At 62.4% G+C, this 15,367-nt stretch carries 18 protein-coding genes; 12 read left to right on the top strand and 6 right to left on the bottom strand.

Annotation, left to right across the window (positions count from 1 at the left end; all coding sequences use genetic code 11):
* Window positions 1–198: 198 nt before the first annotated feature.
* The 4 genes from AUC43_RS20435 to AUC43_RS12090 all read left to right on the top strand — a co-directional run bounded on the left by AUC43_RS20435 (window position 199) and on the right by AUC43_RS12090 (window position 3,418).
* Window positions 199–474 carry a KGG domain-containing protein gene (locus AUC43_RS20435; RefSeq protein WP_068193744.1) on the top strand — a complete coding sequence of 92 codons (276 nt, stop codon included), beginning with the start codon at window positions 199–201 and terminating at the stop codon, window positions 472–474.
* Window positions 475–514: 40 nt separating this feature from the next.
* A complete protein-coding gene (locus AUC43_RS12100) occupies window positions 515–1,585 on the top strand; it encodes an o-succinylbenzoate synthase (RefSeq protein ID WP_068193741.1) in 1,071 nt (356 codons plus the stop codon).
* A gap of 113 nt (window positions 1,586–1,698) precedes the next feature.
* Window positions 1,699–2,982 carry an aspartyl protease family protein gene (locus AUC43_RS12095; RefSeq protein ID WP_082685065.1) on the top strand — a complete coding sequence of 428 codons (1,284 nt, stop codon included), beginning with the start codon at window positions 1,699–1,701 and terminating at the stop codon, window positions 2,980–2,982.
* Window positions 2,983–3,040: 58 nt separating this feature from the next.
* Window positions 3,041–3,418 carry a DUF423 domain-containing protein gene (locus AUC43_RS12090; RefSeq protein ID WP_068193734.1) on the top strand — a complete coding sequence of 126 codons (378 nt, stop codon included), beginning with the start codon at window positions 3,041–3,043 and terminating at the stop codon, window positions 3,416–3,418.
* A 138-nt stretch (window positions 3,419–3,556) separates the two neighbouring features.
* Here AUC43_RS12090 and AUC43_RS12085 read toward each other — a convergent pair whose 3' ends face one another.
* The 3 genes from AUC43_RS12085 to AUC43_RS12075 form a co-directional block, all read right to left on the bottom strand.
* A complete protein-coding gene (locus AUC43_RS12085; RefSeq protein WP_071885899.1) occupies window positions 3,557–4,090 on the bottom strand; it encodes a DUF1573 domain-containing protein in 534 nt (177 codons plus the stop codon).
* A gap of 508 nt (window positions 4,091–4,598) precedes the next feature.
* Window positions 4,599–6,029 carry an ATP-dependent DNA helicase gene (locus AUC43_RS12080; protein ID WP_068193731.1) on the bottom strand — a complete coding sequence of 477 codons (1,431 nt, stop codon included), beginning with the start codon at window positions 6,027–6,029 and terminating at the stop codon, window positions 4,599–4,601.
* Window positions 6,030–6,160: 131 nt separating this feature from the next.
* Window positions 6,161–6,619 (bottom strand): PaaI family thioesterase, encoded by a 459-nt coding sequence (locus AUC43_RS12075; protein ID WP_233253999.1) that lies wholly within the window; start codon window positions 6,617–6,619, stop codon window positions 6,161–6,163.
* A gap of 211 nt (window positions 6,620–6,830) precedes the next feature.
* On the opposite strand from AUC43_RS12075, the gene AUC43_RS12070 reads away from it, so the two are divergent.
* The 4 genes from AUC43_RS12070 to coaD all read left to right on the top strand — a co-directional run bounded on the left by AUC43_RS12070 (window position 6,831) and on the right by coaD (window position 9,579).
* Complete coding sequence (locus tag AUC43_RS12070; RefSeq protein ID WP_233253998.1) at window positions 6,831–7,418, top strand: DUF4126 domain-containing protein; 588 nt, start codon at window positions 6,831–6,833, stop codon at window positions 7,416–7,418.
* Between the two features lie 113 nt (window positions 7,419–7,531).
* A complete protein-coding gene (locus AUC43_RS12065; RefSeq protein WP_071885898.1) occupies window positions 7,532–8,035 on the top strand; it encodes an NUDIX domain-containing protein in 504 nt (167 codons plus the stop codon).
* Between the two features lie 124 nt (window positions 8,036–8,159).
* Window positions 8,160–9,035, top strand: coding sequence for a DUF3822 family protein (locus AUC43_RS12060; RefSeq protein WP_082685064.1), 876 nt, complete (start codon window positions 8,160–8,162; stop codon window positions 9,033–9,035).
* Window positions 9,036–9,111: 76 nt separating this feature from the next.
* Window positions 9,112–9,579, top strand: coding sequence for a pantetheine-phosphate adenylyltransferase (gene coaD / locus AUC43_RS12055; RefSeq protein WP_068193718.1), 468 nt, complete (start codon window positions 9,112–9,114; stop codon window positions 9,577–9,579).
* 16 nt (window positions 9,580–9,595) lie between these two features.
* Here coaD and AUC43_RS12050 read toward each other — a convergent pair whose 3' ends face one another.
* Complete coding sequence (locus AUC43_RS12050) at window positions 9,596–9,862, bottom strand: hypothetical protein (RefSeq protein ID WP_068193714.1); 267 nt, start codon at window positions 9,860–9,862, stop codon at window positions 9,596–9,598.
* A gap of 238 nt (window positions 9,863–10,100) precedes the next feature.
* Window positions 10,101–10,805 carry an NUDIX hydrolase gene (locus tag AUC43_RS12045; RefSeq protein WP_068193711.1) on the bottom strand — a complete coding sequence of 235 codons (705 nt, stop codon included), beginning with the start codon at window positions 10,803–10,805 and terminating at the stop codon, window positions 10,101–10,103.
* A 137-nt stretch (window positions 10,806–10,942) separates the two neighbouring features.
* Between AUC43_RS12045 and AUC43_RS12040 the strand changes: the two genes are divergently transcribed.
* Entirely contained in the window at window positions 10,943–11,446 is a 504-nt protein-coding gene (locus AUC43_RS12040; protein WP_068193708.1) for a metallophosphoesterase family protein, read from the top strand.
* 187 nt (window positions 11,447–11,633) lie between these two features.
* On the opposite strand, the gene AUC43_RS12035 is transcribed toward AUC43_RS12040, so the two are convergent.
* Window positions 11,634–12,011, bottom strand: coding sequence for a hypothetical protein (locus AUC43_RS12035; RefSeq protein WP_068193704.1), 378 nt, complete (start codon window positions 12,009–12,011; stop codon window positions 11,634–11,636).
* Window positions 12,012–12,236: 225 nt separating this feature from the next.
* On the opposite strand from AUC43_RS12035, the gene ltaE reads away from it, so the two are divergent.
* From ltaE to AUC43_RS12020, 3 genes are read left to right on the top strand one after another with little or no spacing between them, the layout of a single operon-like run.
* On the top strand, window positions 12,237–13,325 hold the full coding sequence (gene ltaE, locus AUC43_RS12030) for a low-specificity L-threonine aldolase (RefSeq protein WP_071885897.1): 1,089 nt from the start codon (window positions 12,237–12,239) through the stop codon (window positions 13,323–13,325).
* A 21-nt stretch (window positions 13,326–13,346) separates the two neighbouring features.
* Window positions 13,347–14,633, top strand: coding sequence for a cation:proton antiporter (locus AUC43_RS12025; RefSeq protein ID WP_068193702.1), 1,287 nt, complete (start codon window positions 13,347–13,349; stop codon window positions 14,631–14,633).
* Between the two features lie 60 nt (window positions 14,634–14,693).
* Window positions 14,694–15,347, top strand: coding sequence for a metallophosphoesterase (locus tag AUC43_RS12020; protein WP_068193699.1), 654 nt, complete (start codon window positions 14,694–14,696; stop codon window positions 15,345–15,347).
* Window positions 15,348–15,367: the final 20 nt, after the last annotated feature.

Genomic DNA, 15,367 nt, shown 5'->3' with positions numbered 1-15,367 from the left:
GGGAGGCTTCGGCGCGATTTGCCGAAGCTCGACAAATAAACACGCAGATGAGCTGATAAGTACGTAGAAGCTCGTCAGCATAAATTGGTATTTACACTTATTTTCTGGGTAAATCACAAAAATACCGGGGTAAAAGGGTGGTAGTCTCGACTAAGAGCCCTACACTTGTATCATACTTAACCTCCTTTCATTATTCCTATGGCCTCTTCAGTTTCGAACATCGCCAACACGGCGGCCGCGGCCGCCAAATCGTCCACCCGCCCTGCTAATCGTGTGGGCACAAAAAGCCGCCGGGGCTTTGCTGCCATGAGCCCCGAGACCCAGCGCCGCATCGCCAGCGAAGGCGGCAAGGCCTCCCACGCCAGTGGCCGCGGCCACCGCTTTTCTGCCGAAGAGGCCCGCGACGCCGGCCGCAAAGGCGGCCTGGTAAGCCGTCGGGGCAAGACGGCCGCCTCGGCGAACGCCAACAAGTGAAACCCGAGCTAAGTCGAAGCAGGCCCCGCATCTTTGCGGCATGCTTCGACTTAGCTTTTCACGGCGCCCGCTGCGCTTCAACTTCCCGGCCCGCACCTCCCGTGGGGCTTTGGCGGAACACGTGGCCTGGTACCTGTACCTGGCCCACACCGCCGAACCTACCACCGTTGGGCTGGGCGAGGCCGCGCCACTGGCCGGCCTCAGCCCTGACTACGTCCCCACATTTCCTGCCTCAGTAGCTCAACTTTGTGAGCGCTTCAATGCCGAAGCATTTGCCACCTTCACGGCGGCCGATGCTTCGGCATTTGTGGGTCCGGGGCTCCCCTCCCTGGTATTTGCCCTGGAAACAGCGGCCCTGGACCTGGCCCGCGGGGGGCAGCGGCAGCTCTACGCCAATGCCTTCAGCCGGGGCCAGGCCGCGTTGCCGATCAACGGCCTGGTGTGGATGGGCGACGCCCCGTTTATGCGCGAGCAGATTCGGCAGAAGCTGGCCGCCGGGTACTCCTGCCTAAAGCTGAAAATTGGCAGCCTGGATTTTGCAACCGAGCTGGCGCTGCTCGCCGAGATTCGGGCCGTGGCCGGCCCCGAGCAGCTCACGCTGCGCGTGGACGCGAACGGCGCCTTCGCCCCCGCCGACGCCCCGGCCAGGCTGGAGCAGCTGGCGGCCTTCGGGGTGCATTCCATCGAGCAGCCCCTTGCCGCAGGCCAGGGGCCGGTCCTGGCGGAGCTGTGCCGCACGTCGCCGGTGCCCATTGCGCTGGATGAAGAGCTAATTGGCGTGACGGACCCGGCCCGGCAGGCGGCGCTGCTCGACGAAGTGCGACCCGCCTACATCGTGCTCAAGCCCACGCTGCTGGGCGGGCACGCCGCTACCCGCTGCTGGATTGCGCTGGCCCAGGCCCGGGGCATTGGCTGGTGGATGACGTCGGCGCTGGAGTCTAACGTTGGGCTAAACGCCGTGGCCCAGCTCACGGGCGAGTACGAGGTGCACGGGTTTGCGCAGGGCCTGGGCACGGGCCAGCTGTACCACAACAACCTGGCGGCCCCGCTGCGCATCGAAGCCGGCGCGCTGCGCTACGACCCGGCCGGGGTCTGGGAGCTGCCGGCGTAGCGGCCCGGCGCCGGCTTAGCACTGCCTAGCAGGTGCGGCGGGAAAGTGTGCGGCCCCATGCACAATGGCGACTCTTTTCGCTTACTTTACCGGTCCGGTCACGCCTCCTAGCCATGCATATATCGCGCTTTATGTGTTTGCTGGTTTTCCTGAGCTTTTGCTGGGAAACCGGCGGCTCTGCGCATGCCCAGCTCCCATCTTCGGCCGCACCCCAAAGCCCTAGCTCGCCCTTCGCTTTTACCCGAGCCAAGCGCAAAAAATCGCGGGCGCCCGTTTTTCTGCAGCGCAACCTGCTCATTGTGAAAGCCACGCTCAACCATGCCGGGCCGTATAATTTTTTGCTCGACACCGGGGTCAGCATGTCCATCATCACATCGGCCGAGCTGGCCGATTCGCTGAAGCTGCGCCACGGCCAGCAGTTTCGGGTAATGGGCGCGGGCGGCATGGATTCGGGGCTGCTGGCCTACCAGACGGACAGCGTGCGGGTGGAGCTGCCCAAAATAGTAGCGGCCCACATGACCTGGCTGGTCCTGTCCGAAGACGTGCTAAACCTCTCGGGCTACGTGGGCGTGCCCATACACGGCATCCTGGGGTCGGAGCTGTTCCGCAGCTTTGTGGTCACGCTCCAGCCCGAAGCTGGCGAAATCGTGCTGAGCGCCCCGGCCGCGTACAAGGCCCCCAAGGGCAAGCAGTGGACCAGCATCCCGCTGAGCATCCAAAACAACAAAGCCTACATCACGACGCCGGTGCAGGTCTCCGATTCGCTCACGCTTCCCCTCAAGCTCGTGCTCGATACCGGCGCCAGCCACGCCCTCTCCATTGAGCTGGATTCGGACCCGCGCCTCAAGCTGCCGCCCCAGCGCCTGTCGGCCGACCTGGGGCGGGGCCTCACGGGCCTGGTGCAGGGCTACCTGGGCCGGGTGGCCAAGATTGAGCTGGGCCGCTACACCCTGCGGTCGGTGCTCACATCTTTTCCCAACGCGGCCGACGTGCACCGGCGCGTGGAGGTGCCCCGCAACGGCAACATCGGCTACGAGCTGCTGAAGCGGTTTTCGCTGGTTGTTGACTACCCGCACGAACGCCTGCTGCTCCGCCCCAACAACACCTTCAGGGACCCGTTTGAGCACGACATGTGCGGCGTGGAGCTGCTGGCCACCGGCCCTGACTACCGCCGCTACCTGGTGCTGCGCGTGATGCCCAACTCGCCGGCTTCCGATGCCGGCCTCGCCGTCGACGATGAGCTGCTGAGCATCAACTTAATCCCCGCCAACGTGTTTAGCCTCACCCAGCTCGACCGCATGCTGCACTCCGAAGATGGCCGCGCCTTGCTGCTGGTGCTGCGCCGGCCCGACGGCAACCTGCATACCGCCACGGTGAAGCTTAAACGCCAAATCTGAGCACGGCCGGGCCGTACCTTCGCGGCCGCTGCTCTTATTTACCCCTTCACCCTTCTATATGACTGCTCGTCTTTTGCTTCAACTCGCGGCCCTGCTCGGCGGGCTCGGCGTGGCTATCGGGGCCTTCGGGGCCCACGCCCTGCACGATACGCTGGTGAAAGCCGGCCGCCTCGACACCTTCGAAACCGCGGTGCGCTATCAGTTTTACCACGTGCTGGCGCTTTTGGCCATAGGCGTGCTGTGGGCGCTGCGCCCCGACATGCAGGCCCTGGGCACTACAGGCTGGCTGTGGCTGGGCGGCATCGTTGTGTTCAGCGGCTCGCTGTACGCGCTGTGTTTCACGGGCATTACCAAGCTGGGGGCCGTGGCGCCAATCGGCGGCTTGCTGCTGCTGGCCGGTTGGCTGAGCGTGATACTGGCCCTGCGGAAGCTGTAGCTCAGCAGGATAATAGGCGCGGCTGAACGCCCTTGGCCTCGCTTGCGCTTAAGTTGAGCTAAACACCGAACCCCAAATAACAAAAAGGCTGTCTGCTTGCGCGGACAGCCTTTTTTATGAGTCAGCCATTGGGGCTGCTTACTTCACCTTAGCTTTTACTTTGCTGGAGGTGGTTTTCTCTTTTACTTTTTTAACGTCGGTGGCAACCGGAGCGGCAGTCGAGCTGGCGGCCGTCGTAGCGGCGTTGGCGGTAGCCGGGGCTTCCTTCACCTCGCCTACCAGCGAAACGGTGGTGCTGCCGGCAGCGGCGTTCGACTCAATGGTCAGCACCTTGTTCTGCATGCCCATTTTGCCGGTCGAGTTGAAGTGAGCCGTAATCGAACCGGTTTTGCCGGGCAGTACGGGCACTTTGGTCCACTCGGGGGTGGTGCAGCCGCAGCTCACGCCGATGTTCGAAATAACGAGGGGCGCGGTGCCCGTGTTTTTGAACTTGAAGGTGTGGTCAACGGTGCCGCCTTGTACCACGGAACCGAAGTCATACTTCGACTCTTCAAACGTAATGGCGGGACCTGCTACCGGGCCCACCGCTTTGGTGGCCGGCGCAGTGGCTTGGGCCTGCGCGGTGTAAGCAGCGGCCGTCAGGCTCAGGGCGAGGAGCAAGGTTTTTTTCATGGTACGGGATTTTATATGATTTGGAGAGGGGAGACAGGGGAAATCGGTATCGAACAAATTTACTTCTTTCGGGTCGACTGGCAAATTTCTGACCAAACTAACCGCATAGCTCTGAAGAAACAATGAAGTTAATATTTCAACTCAGATATTATGCTGTAATATATTTACCGTAAGCAGCTTGACACAACTTTCTCCCGAAATAAGTTGCAGCAATTTACCCGCTGCCCGCGCCACTTGTTTGCACCATACGGGCCTCGTGGCTCTCCGCAAAGCTCAATGCTTTCACCGGCGTTCGTGTTGATTTTCAGCGTGCCGGCGCACGCAAGCTCCACCGCGATAACTGGCTTACTGCCGCGCCTCAAAAACCTGAGCTGAGCGCCTGAGAAATTGCGTGAGAATGGGCTGCGAATTCAGTCCCATACTTCCAGCACCACCCTGCACCGGGTTGTCAATCTGTCAGTTGTCCGGGCATTTCTGGCAAGTAGGGCGCTGCAATTGGCCCGCTCCCCTATTCTTCCTCTACCGCGTCGCCGATTAGCTTCTGCTGGAAATTGAGCAGAAACAGCCGTTCCGAGGCGCGCGTGATGGCCGTGTACAGCCACCGGGCAAACTCGCCCGCCAGCGGCTCGTCGGGCTTCAGAAAGCCGTGGTCGACAAAGACGGCCTGCCACTGCCCGCCCTGCGCCTTGTGGCACGTGAGGGCGTAGGCAAACTTGATTTGCAAGGCGTTCAGGTACGGGTCTTTGCGCATTTCCTTGTAGCGCTCGGCCTTGGTTTTGAGGTGGGCGTAATCCTCGCTCACGGCCATGTACAGGGCATTGTTGCGGTCGGAAGGCAGCGCGGGGCTTTCGGTGTGCAGCGTATCCAGGAGCAGCTTTACTTCGATTTCGGGCTCGTCGGGGTAGTCCACGAGGCGCACCTGGGCCTGGGCAAAATGGAAGCCGTACATCTCCTCGCGGCGGATGATTTTGCTGATTTGCAGGAAGTCGCCGTTGGCCAGAAAGCCGATTTCCGAGTCCTTGGGCAGCCAGAAATAGTTGTTGCGCACCACCATCAGGTAGTCGCCGCCTTCTATCTCCTCCTCGGCATCAAACAAGGCCCGCCGAATGAGCTGGTTGTACTGGTTGGCGTTGCGGTTGGAGCGGCAGATAATGGTCGTGTTTTCGTGGCCAAAATTGCGGTACGCCCAGCGCAGGCCGTCCTCCAGCTTATCGCCGCCCATCTTAAAGATGTCGCGAAAGCCCTTAGTGTGCAGCTGAATGTTGGGCACCTCCTCGCGCAGTTCTTCGCGCAGCTCGGTGGCATTCACCAATATGCCCGATTCCTGGGCCTGGCGCATCACCTGGCGCAGTTCCACGCTGCCCACCGTGGCCCGGAAGCGGTGGACCAGCAGCTCCGGGTCCAGGGCCGGGCTCAGGAGCTGGCCCACCGGCGGCAGCTGCGCCGTATCGCCAATGAGCAGCAGCTTGTTGCTCGTTTTCTCGAACACAAAACCCATCAAGTCATCGAGCAGGCCACTTTCGCCGAAGGCTTTCTCGTCCGAAATCATCGAGGCCTCGTCCACGATGTAGAGCGTTTGCTCCACGCGGTTGGGCTGGCGCTGGAAGTTGAGCCGCTCGCTGGGCGCGCCGGAGGTCTGGCGGTAGATTTTCTTGTGGATGGTGCTGGCCGGCACACCCGCGTAGCCAGACATCACCTTGGCGGCCCGGCCGGTGGGCGCCATCAGGGTGTACTTGCGCTGCAGCTTGTGCAGCCACTGCACCAGGGCACTCACCACTGTGGTTTTGCCCGTACCGGCGTAGCCGCGCAGCACAAACACCTTGCGGCCCGGCAGGTCGTCGCGCAAAAACGCGTCGAGCTGCGTGAACAGCAGGGCCTGGTCGTCGGTGGGCTCGTAAGGGAAGTAGTCGCGAACGGAGGGGGTTCGAAGTTTTAACATGGGTATTTCTTAAGCTTCAAATCCAGGGCTCAGATTTGAAGGCAACGCCACGGGATTGGCTCAATCCGGGCTCATTTCCTCAACAACAATAGCCGCACAATCGTCCGCTGGAGGGCCGCTGTTTGGCAAACTTAGTTTGGCTCAATTACCGCCATGGTCGCGCTGGCTTTGGCAATCAGCACGTCGTCGCACCACACTTCCGCCTCGCAGAAATGCAGCCGCCGCCCGGCTTTCAGCACCCACCCGATGGCTTTTATTTTCTGCCCAACGCCGGGGTTGAAGTAGGAAATTTTCAAATCGGAAGTCACCACGCCAAAGTTGTCGGGCACGAGCGTGACAGCGGCAAACCCGGCCACCAAATCGGCCATGGTGGCGGTGAGGCCGCCGTGGGCAAAGCCGCGCTGCTGCAGGTGTTGCGTGCCCATGGTCAGCTCGGCCTCCACCCGGCCGGGAGTTATCACCGTCAAGTCGGCCCCCACCAGGTGCATGAAATTCTGGCGCACGAGCTTCCGGCGAATGCGCGCGACTAAGTCATCAGCGGCTTCAGGAGCGGCCGGTATGGTATTGCTGAGTTGTTGGTTTGAAGACACTGGAATCGTTTATGTTTGCTCAAAGGATAGCCGCAGGCAATTACCTCCCACAGCCTTTGTACCGGTTTGTACTTTCTGTTCGGGCTTATAACTTCTTAGTGCTTTGAAGCTGCTTTTAAGGTGCGGCAGGGCCCATAGCGGTTTAGTCGCCCAAAGGTACTGGCTGGGTTCTGGCCCGTACTTTCTCCTCCCATTTTAGCCTTCTAAAGCCATGGAACAGTTGCCGGCGATGCAGTATCTCGTGGCGGGTGCGCTGGGCCTTGGGCTGGCGGCGTGTAGCGGCTTCCGGGTGTTTGTGCCGCTGCTGGCGGCCAGCCTGGCCTACCATTTCGGCTACCTGGCGCCGGCGGCGGGGTTTGCGTGGCTGGGGAGCTGGGCGGCGCTGCTCACCCTGGCTACCGCCACGCTGGTGGAAATAGCGGGTTACTACATCCCCGTGGTCGACCACCTGCTGGACACCCTTACCACCCCGGCCAGCTTCATCGCCGGTACCATCCTCATGACCTCGGCCCTGCCCCACCTCGACCCCACCCTGCGCTGGACGCTGGGCATATTGGTGGGCGGAGGCACGGCCGGGCTGGTGCAAACCGGCACCGCGCTGCTGCGGGGAGCCTCCACCGCCACCACCGGCGGCCTGGGCAACCCCGTGCTGGCCACGGCCGAAAACACGCTGGCCCTGGGCGGCGTGGCCCTCACGCTGCTGCTGCCGCTGGTAGCGGCGGCCCTGGTGGTGGTGCTGCTGGTGTTTATTCTGAGCCGGTTGCGGCGCTGGCGGGCCCGGCGGCGCCGGGCGGCTTAGGCGGTGTCATTTCTTTCTTTTTGGGCCCCAAACAAACAATGTCGTTAGCCCAACGTTAGGCTTAGTGCCTGCGCTTTCACCTTCGGAAGCGCCGTGGTGCCTGCCGATACGTTATGCCCCATTCGAAAAACCCTCCTCCCGACGCCCTCCTTCAAGCGTATTCCGGTCAGGTAAGGGTACGCGTCGGGGGGCTGCTGCTGCGCGATGGGGCCATGCTGCTGGCCGGCCACCGGGGCCTGCTGCCCAAGGGCAAGCCGTTCTGGTCGCCGCCGGGCGGCGGCTGGCAGTTTGGCGAAAGCATCCGCGAAGCGCTGGTGCGGGAATTTCGCGAAGAGACCGGCTTAACGGTGCAGGTGGGCCGCTTTCTGCACCTCCACGAATTCAGCAGCGGCAAGCTCCAGGCGCTGGAGCTGTTTTTTGAGGTCCACGCCGAAGAAGGTGCCCAGCCTCAGCTCGGCCACGACCCGGAGCACGCCGCCGACCAGCAGCTGCTCACGGAATTGAGCTGGTTTACTCCCCGCCAACTTATGCAATTACCTCCGGCGCAGGTGCACCCCGTGCTGCGCATGGTGCTCAGCCTGGACGACATTTTTGTGCCGCAAACCCGGTTTGTGTAAGGCCCCGGCTTAGCTCAACTATAAATTTGGGCCCCAACCGCTGTTTCCGGGCTGCTCGTTCTTCGTTCCTCGTTCCCCGAAGCCTTATCTTTAGCCCCGGCCATTGCCTGTTTAGCTTCGATTCGTGCCTGCATCCGCTGCTTCTGCTTCTTCCGTCCCCGCGGCCGCGCCGTCGTCCCTGTTGCGCTTGCGCGACGAGACGTTTGACCCCGCCAACCGGGCCGCCTACAACCTGTACCTACTGGCCGGCCCCTCGCGCCTCTACGTGGCCGCCGTCGATGTAGAGCGGCGCAAATTCGTGGCCCTCGAAGAGTACGCCCTACCCGCGGGCGGCGTGCCGGCCCTGGCCGCTCAGCACGATTTTCTGGACCAACGCGGCTGGAACGCGGTGCGGCTCGCCGTCACGGGCCGGGCATTCACGCTGCTGCCGGCGCCCCTGTTCCGGCCCGGCGATGAAGCGGCGGCCCTGCGACTGCACCACACCCCCGCCCCCACCGAAACGGTGCGCCACACCACCCACCCCGGCCTGGAGCTCGTGAACATATTTGCCGCCGATGCGGCCCTGGCCGACTGGCTAACGGCCACGCACGGCGCCACCGGCCGGCTGCTGCACCACACCAGCGCGCTGCTGGCCGGCCTGGTTCACCAGCGGGGCGCCGCGGCGCCCCGCCGCCTCTACCTCAACCCCGGCCAGCAAGAGCTTGCGCTGGTGGTGCTGGGCCAGCACCTGGAGTATTGCAACGTGTTTCCCTGCACCACCGCCGAGGACGTCGTGTATTACACCATCCTGGTCATGCAGGAGCTCAGCCTCGACCCCGACCAGGACGAGGTCACCATCTGGGGCGAATTGACGCCCGACTCCGCCGTGTTCAGCTTGCTGCGCACCTACGTGCGCAACGTCCGGTTTGGCTCCCGCCCCAGCAACGTGCAGTACAGCTACCGGCTTAACGACGTGTTCGAGTATCGGTATTTCGACCTATTCAGCCTGCATTTCTGCTAAAAAGGAAAAAGTGGGGAGCAGAATATTTTTCCGGCTCTTCAATAATTCCTCATTATTAATTCTTCATTTCTAAAGAATGTCCCGCATTGCCCTTTTTCCTGGCTCCTTCGACCCCTTCACCAACGGGCACCTCGACGTGGTGCGGCGCGGCGCGGAATTGTTCGATCAGGTGATTGTGGCCATTGGCACCAACAGCAGCAAGCAGCGCTACCTGCCCGTCGAGCAAATGCAGGCGCTCATTGCCGACGTGTTTCGGGACGAGCCCCGGGTGTCAGTTCGAACGTTTAAGGGCCTCACGGCAGAATTTGCCCGCGAAGTAGGTGCCACCTACCTGCTGCGCGGCCTGCGCAATGCCCCCGATTTTGAGTACGAAAAGCCCATTGCCTACGGCAACCAGCACGTAAACCCCGGGCTGGAAACCGTTTTCCTGCTGACCTCCCCCACCCTGAGCGCCATCAGCAGCACCATCATCCGCGACATCCACCGTTTCGGCGGCAACGTGGACGCTTTTTTACCCTTCCCGCTGACGCCTGTGGCGGGCTAGCAAATTGGGCTAAGCCCTACTGGTTTAGGGAAATGGCCAGCACCCGCAGCCCCAGCAGCCGGGTGGGATGGTTCTCCTGAAAAACGGGCAGCACCAGGTAATGGTCGGCGCCGAGGTGCAGTTGCGCCCGGCGCATCAGCTCGTTTTCGTTGGAGCCCAGCAGCAGGATGTCGCTCACCCGCCGGGTGTGGTAGTCGAAAGAGGCCACCAGGGCCAGGCCCGGCGTCTGGAAATAAGCCGTGGAATCCAGCCGCTCATGCCGCTGCAGCAACGGAATAAGCATGGGGTCAGAAAAGCCAGGCGGAATCGGCCCAGCCGGCCCTATGCGTTGCGTTATTTCATTAATGGACAGCGCCAGCAGGCTGGGAACATTGAGCCCCGCGGCCGCTCGGCCCGGCGCGGCGCCCGAGGAAACCGCGCGGTCGTGGGGAGCATCGTGGGAACCGGAGCAGGCCCCCATCCCCAGTGTTGCCGCTGCCAATAACAGCACGTTGTACGGTCGCATAGACCGCAATATAACGCTATTTCTCTGCTGCGGGCTTTACCTTGGCGTGCTTGCCGGCCATGTTGTTGAGGTAGTACCGCACTACCAGCGCAATGGACGCATAAGAGTCCTCCAGCTTGGTCAGCGCCTCCTGCGGCGACATCCAGCGCACTTCCTCGATGTATTCCTCGGTCTGGGGCTTCATCAGCGTGTCATCCAGGCACTTCATGAGGTACCAGTTGGTCTTCTTCAGCATTTTGTTGCCCTTGTAGGCGTAGCTGTGCCAGGTGCTGGGCAGCTTCTCGCCGAGCTCCAGCTTGATGTTCGTTTCCTCCTCCACTTCGCGCAGAGCACCAGCAGCGGTATCCTCGTCACTCTTGAGCTTACCCTTGGGCAAATCCCATTTACCGAGGCGGTAAATCATCAGCACCTGGTCGCCCTTTACCACCAGCCCACCGCCGGCTTTGGCAATTTTGAACTGGTCTTTGAAGTGCAGGATGACATGCTTTTTCTTTTTGACCAGCATGGTCAGCGAGTGGAGCTTTTTGAGTTTTTTCACCTCCATCAGGCGCAGCAGCCGGTCGATGAACAGCGGGCCGGCGTCGCGCACCAGCACGTCGCCCACCAGGTCCTTCGACGTGAAGTCGTCGTCGGGGTTCAGAATCAGGTCAAACTTGTGCTTGTACACTTTTTCGCTCAGCTTTTTGATAACCAGCGGTATGTCGTTGATGAAAATATTCATCGGGATATGCGAATTGAGAAGATGAAGACGGGCAGCGGGGGGCGCCGGGGTCAGTAATTTAAGGAATAATAAGCCTCGGGCAACGGCTGCAAGATACGCGGCCGTACCGATTTGCCGGTGTGCCGCATATTTGTGGCATGACGCGTATTGGCTTGCTTTCCGACACCCACGGCTACCTCGACGACCGAATAGCGCATCATTTGCGCGACTGCGACGAAATATGGCATGCCGGCGATTTCGGCGATGCCCGCGTGGTGGACGAATTGCAGAGCTTGGCGCCGCGCTTTCGGGGCGTGTACGGCAATATCGACGGCACGGACGTGCGCCGCACCCAACCGTTGGTGCAAAATTTTGAGGTAGAGGGATTACGCGTGCTCATGACGCACATTGGCGGCTACCCGGGGCACTACGCCCCGGCGGCCCGGCCCCTGCTCGCGGCCGCGCAGCCTGGGCTGTTTATTACCGGCCATTCGCACATTTTGCGGGTCATGCCCGACAAGAAGCTGGGCCTGCTGCACCTGAACCCTGGCGCTGCGGGCCGGCACGGGTTCCACCAGGTGCGCACGCTGTTGCGCTTCGGCATTGAGGCCGGCAAGGTGGTCGACCTGCAGGCCGTGGAGCTGGGCAAGCGCGCCGGCTGAGGCTCCGAGCGCCAAATTGAGCTGGCTTTCGCAGGCACGGCGAACCTTGCCTGGTTTTCTTTCTTAGCAATTGCCTATAACACAACAAGCCCCACTGCCTGCAATACAGGCAACGGGGCTTGTCACGTTTGTAGACAAAACCGCTTAGAACAAGACTAGCATGCCTTGCTGGCTACGGCAGGCTAACTTATAGCGCGATTTCGGGCTTGGGGTGCTCGCCTTCCTGACCGTCTTCATTGACGGGCTTGGTTACGGCTTCGGCATCGTCGAAAGCGGCGGCGTTGTCGGCAGCGGTGTTATCGGTGCTGGTCGATACGGCTTCTTTTACCGATTCTACGGCATCGCTAACTACTTCTTTCACTTTGTCAACGGCAGCAGCAGCGGTGTTTTTCACTGCGGCTACGGCGCCGGCTACGCCACCGGTGGTGGTGAAACGCGACTTCAGCTCTTCAATATCCACGTTTTTCAGAACGGGCGTGCGGAGCAGCTCCTTGATGATGTGCTGCTTGTTGTTGGCACGGGCAATGTTTTTGCGGTGCTTGCGCTTGAGGCGGGTAACGGACATGGTGCCGGATTGGTTAAAGTCTAGGGGCTTACGAAACGGAGGGCAAAAGTAGCGCTTTCATTTGGAAAGTGCAAGCCCATGAGGCATTTTGCTGAATTACTGCGTATTCAGGCGGGCCGCCCCGGGCCCGCTTCGAATGTTATTTTTGCCCCAATCCGGGCCGCGGCGCTAGCCAATGCGGTTCGCGAAAGCCTACCTTCGCTTTCTCCCATAGCCATCTATCCTATGTCTTATAGTACCCCCCTCTTCCCCCAGCCCCAGACCACCGACGCCTCCACCCTGCCCGCGGTGGACCTGCGCTCCGATACCGTGACGAGGCCCTCGGCGGCCATGCTCGCGGCCATGTCGGCCGCGCCCGTCGGCGACGACGTGTACGAGGAAGACCCCACCGTGCGCCGCCTCGAAGAAGTGGCGGCGGCCCGCTTTGGCCTCGAGGCCGGCTTGTTTTGCCCGTCGGGCACGATGACCAATCAGATTGCCATCAAAGCCCACACCGAGCCGCTGAGCGAAGTAATTTGCGAGCAGACGGCCCACGTGTACTTGTGGGAAGTGGGCGGCATTGCGTTTCACTCCGGCGCGTCGGTGGCGCTGCTGGCCGGCAACCGCGGCCGCCTCACGGCCGCCCAGGTCGAAGCCGCTATTAGGCCCGAAAATATTCACTATCCCACCACCCGCCTCGTGTGCCTCGAAAACACCCACAACCGCGGCGGCGGCAGCTGCTACAGCTGGGACGACATGGCGGCCATCAGCGAGGTAGCTAAGCGGCACGGCCTGGCCCGCCACCTCGACGGCGCCCGCGTGTTCAACGCCCTGGTGGCTACCGGGCAGCGCAGCCAGGACTATGGGCAGCTGTTTGATTCGATTTCGGTGTGTTTGTCCAAGGGCCTCGGGGCGCCGGTGGGCTCGGTGCTGCTGGGCTCAGCCGACTTTATTAAGAAAACCAAGCGCATCCGCAAGGTGATGGGCGGGGGCATGCGCCAGGCCGGCTACATTGCCGCCGCGGGCCTCTATGCGCTGGAAAACAACGTGGACCGCCTGGCCGATGACCACCGCCGCGCCGCGCGCCTGGCCGAAGTGCTGCGGCAGCAGCCTTACGTGGCCGAGGTGCTCAACCCGGAAACCAACCTCGTCATCTTCCGGCTGCACGACAGCCTGCCGGCGGCCGACTTCCTGGCCGGGCTGGAGCAGCAGGGCATCAAAGCCAGCAGCTTCGGCCCGCAATGGATTCGCTTTGTGACCCACCTCGATGTGGACGATGCCGGCCTGAGCCGCGTGGAAGAGGCCCTGCTTGCCGCGGTACCGGCGGCAGTTTAGCCTTTCGCTGCGGTTTCCTACATGGACCTATACAATGCCCTGGCGCTTCTGCTGGTGACAGCGGCGGCTTTTGCCTACCTCAACCACCGCTTTCTGCGGATGCCGCCGGCCATTGGGCTGATGGTGCTGGGGCTGGCCGCGTCGCTGCTGCTGGTGGGGTTTGCGCACCTGGGGGTACGGCCCATTCTGGACCTGGCCCAGCTGGTGAAGCGGCTCGACTTCAGCACCATCGTGATGCAGGTCATGCTGGGGTTTTTGCTCTTTGCGGGGGCCATTCACGTGGATGCGCGGCGGCTGGGCACGCTGCGCTGGCCGGTGGGCGCGCTGGCCCTGATAGGCACGCCGGTGAGCACCGTGCTGGTGGCCGGGGCCATGTATGGGCTGCTGCCATTTTTCGGTTTCCCGACGCCGTTTATTTACTGCCTGGTGTTTGGGGCGCTGATTTCGCCCACCGACCCCATTGCGGTGCTGAGCATTCTCACCAAAGCCAACATTTCCAAATCTTTGGAGACCAAGGTCATCGGTGAGTCGCTTTTCAACGACGGGGTGGGCGTGGTGCTGTTTGTGGTGACCATGGAAGTGGCCATGCTCGGTTCCCAGCATGTCACGCTCACGCACGCGCTGGGGGTCTTTGCCCGCGAGGCCGTGGGCGGACTGGCCCTCGGCACGGCGCTGGGGCTGGGCGCGGCGTGGCTGCTGCGCACCATCGACAACTACCAGGTGGAGGTGCTGGTGACCCTGGCGGTAGTGGCAGGCGGCACGGCTCTGGCCACCCGCCTGCACACCTCGGGCCCGCTGGCCATGGTGGTGGCCGGCTTGCTGGTGGGCCACTTCAGCCGCAGCGGCGGGGTAATGTCGGACGAGTCGCAGGACTACGTGGACAAGTTCTGGGAGCTGGTGGATGAAATACTCAACGCCATGCTGTTTGTGCTGATGGGCCTGGAAGTGCTGGTGCTGCACATTCCGGGGCGCACGGTGCTGGCGGGCATCATGGCCATCGTGGTGGTGCTGCTGGCGCGGTGGGCGGCCGTGGCGGTGCCGCTGGTGTTTTTGCGCCTCATCCCCTCGTTCAAGCCCTCCGACCATGGCATTGCCGTGCTCACCTGGGGAGGGCTGCGCGGGGGGCTGTCGGTGGCGCTGGCCCTGAGCCTGCCGCAGTCCATGCCGCGTGAGCTGCTGGTGGGCATTACCTACGTGGTGGTGGTGTTTTCCATTATTGGGCAAGGTCTTACGATTGGGCCGCTAGTACGCTGGCTGGGCGTGGGCCAGCCCACCGGCACCGCCAAACCCGTGCCGGAGCTGGATTAAGCAGAGGAAGTGGGCGGAGGGGAGCGGACCCAAAAGGCGACTTCTTACGTTCCACAGGCCATGAATCTTTTCATCATCGGCGATGTGCACGGCTGCTTCCACACGTTTGGCGAGCTGCTCACGCACTGGCAGCCCGATACCGAACACCTTATTCAGGTGGGCGACCTGGTGGACCGGGGCGCCCACGTGCCCGAGACCGTGGAGCTGGCCCAACAGCTCAACGCCCGGCACCCGGACACCACCACCTTCCTGATGGGCAACCACGAGCACGGCATGCTGCGCTACTTTGGCCCCGAGGGCCCCTACCCCAGCTGGCTGCAGTGGGGCGGCCGCAGCACCGTGGAGCAGTACCAGGCCCGCCCCAAGCTCCTGGCCCAGCACCTGCCCTGGCTGGCCGAGCGGCCCCTGCAGTGGCAAAACGGCAACGTGCTGGTCAGCCACGCCGGCTTGTCCGAATCGCCGTATGCCCTCGACCCCGGCCACCCCGACGGGCTGCTCTGGCGGCGCGGCCCCCTGCTCAAGCTGCCCCAGCTGCAGGTAGTGGGCCACACCCCCACCGATGGCAAGCCCCGCTTTGATGCCCGCACCAACGCGCTTTACATCGACACGGGCGCTTTCCTGGGCCGCAACCTGGCCGGCGTGCGGCTTTCGCCCACCGGCCAGGTGCTAAAAAAGGTGCTGGTGCGCACCCACCCCGAAGATTTGAGTTACTAGTTCCGTTCTGCTTTTATTGC

Source organism: Hymenobacter sedentarius (genome assembly GCF_001507645.1).
GTDB lineage: Bacteria > Bacteroidota > Bacteroidia > Cytophagales > Hymenobacteraceae > Hymenobacter > Hymenobacter sedentarius.
The sequence above is the reverse complement of the archived record's forward strand: the minus strand, read 5'-3'. Positions and strand labels throughout refer to the sequence as shown.

Bases quoted from the DNA above. Each gene is read 5' to 3' on its own strand.
- AUC43_RS12070 (WP_233253998.1), top strand. From the start codon at position 6,831: ATGGAACAGTTGCCGGCGATGCAGTATCTCGTGGCGGGTGCGCTGGGC.
- AUC43_RS12050 (WP_068193714.1), bottom strand. From the start codon at position 9,862: ATGCTTATTCCGTTGCTGCAGCGGCATGAGCGGCTGGATTCCACGGCT.
- AUC43_RS12020 (WP_068193699.1), top strand. From the start codon at position 14,694: ATGAATCTTTTCATCATCGGCGATGTGCACGGCTGCTTCCACACGTTT.
- AUC43_RS12065 (WP_071885898.1), top strand. From the start codon at position 7,532: ATGCCCCATTCGAAAAACCCTCCTCCCGACGCCCTCCTTCAAGCGTAT.
- AUC43_RS12025 (WP_068193702.1), top strand. From the start codon at position 13,347: ATGGACCTATACAATGCCCTGGCGCTTCTGCTGGTGACAGCGGCGGCT.
- AUC43_RS20435 (WP_068193744.1), top strand. From the start codon at position 199: ATGGCCTCTTCAGTTTCGAACATCGCCAACACGGCGGCCGCGGCCGCC.
- ltaE (WP_071885897.1), top strand. From the start codon at position 12,237: ATGTCTTATAGTACCCCCCTCTTCCCCCAGCCCCAGACCACCGACGCC.
- AUC43_RS12040 (WP_068193708.1), top strand. From the start codon at position 10,943: ATGACGCGTATTGGCTTGCTTTCCGACACCCACGGCTACCTCGACGAC.
- coaD (WP_068193718.1), top strand. From the start codon at position 9,112: ATGTCCCGCATTGCCCTTTTTCCTGGCTCCTTCGACCCCTTCACCAAC.
- AUC43_RS12100 (WP_068193741.1), top strand. From the start codon at position 515: ATGCTTCGACTTAGCTTTTCACGGCGCCCGCTGCGCTTCAACTTCCCG.
- AUC43_RS12095 (WP_082685065.1), top strand. From the start codon at position 1,699: ATGCATATATCGCGCTTTATGTGTTTGCTGGTTTTCCTGAGCTTTTGC.
- AUC43_RS12035 (WP_068193704.1), bottom strand. From the start codon at position 12,011: ATGTCCGTTACCCGCCTCAAGCGCAAGCACCGCAAAAACATTGCCCGT.
- AUC43_RS12090 (WP_068193734.1), top strand. From the start codon at position 3,041: ATGACTGCTCGTCTTTTGCTTCAACTCGCGGCCCTGCTCGGCGGGCTC.
- AUC43_RS12045 (WP_068193711.1), bottom strand. From the start codon at position 10,805: ATGAATATTTTCATCAACGACATACCGCTGGTTATCAAAAAGCTGAGC.
- AUC43_RS12085 (WP_071885899.1), bottom strand. From the start codon at position 4,090: ATGAAAAAAACCTTGCTCCTCGCCCTGAGCCTGACGGCCGCTGCTTAC.
- AUC43_RS12080 (WP_068193731.1), bottom strand. From the start codon at position 6,029: ATGTTAAAACTTCGAACCCCCTCCGTTCGCGACTACTTCCCTTACGAG.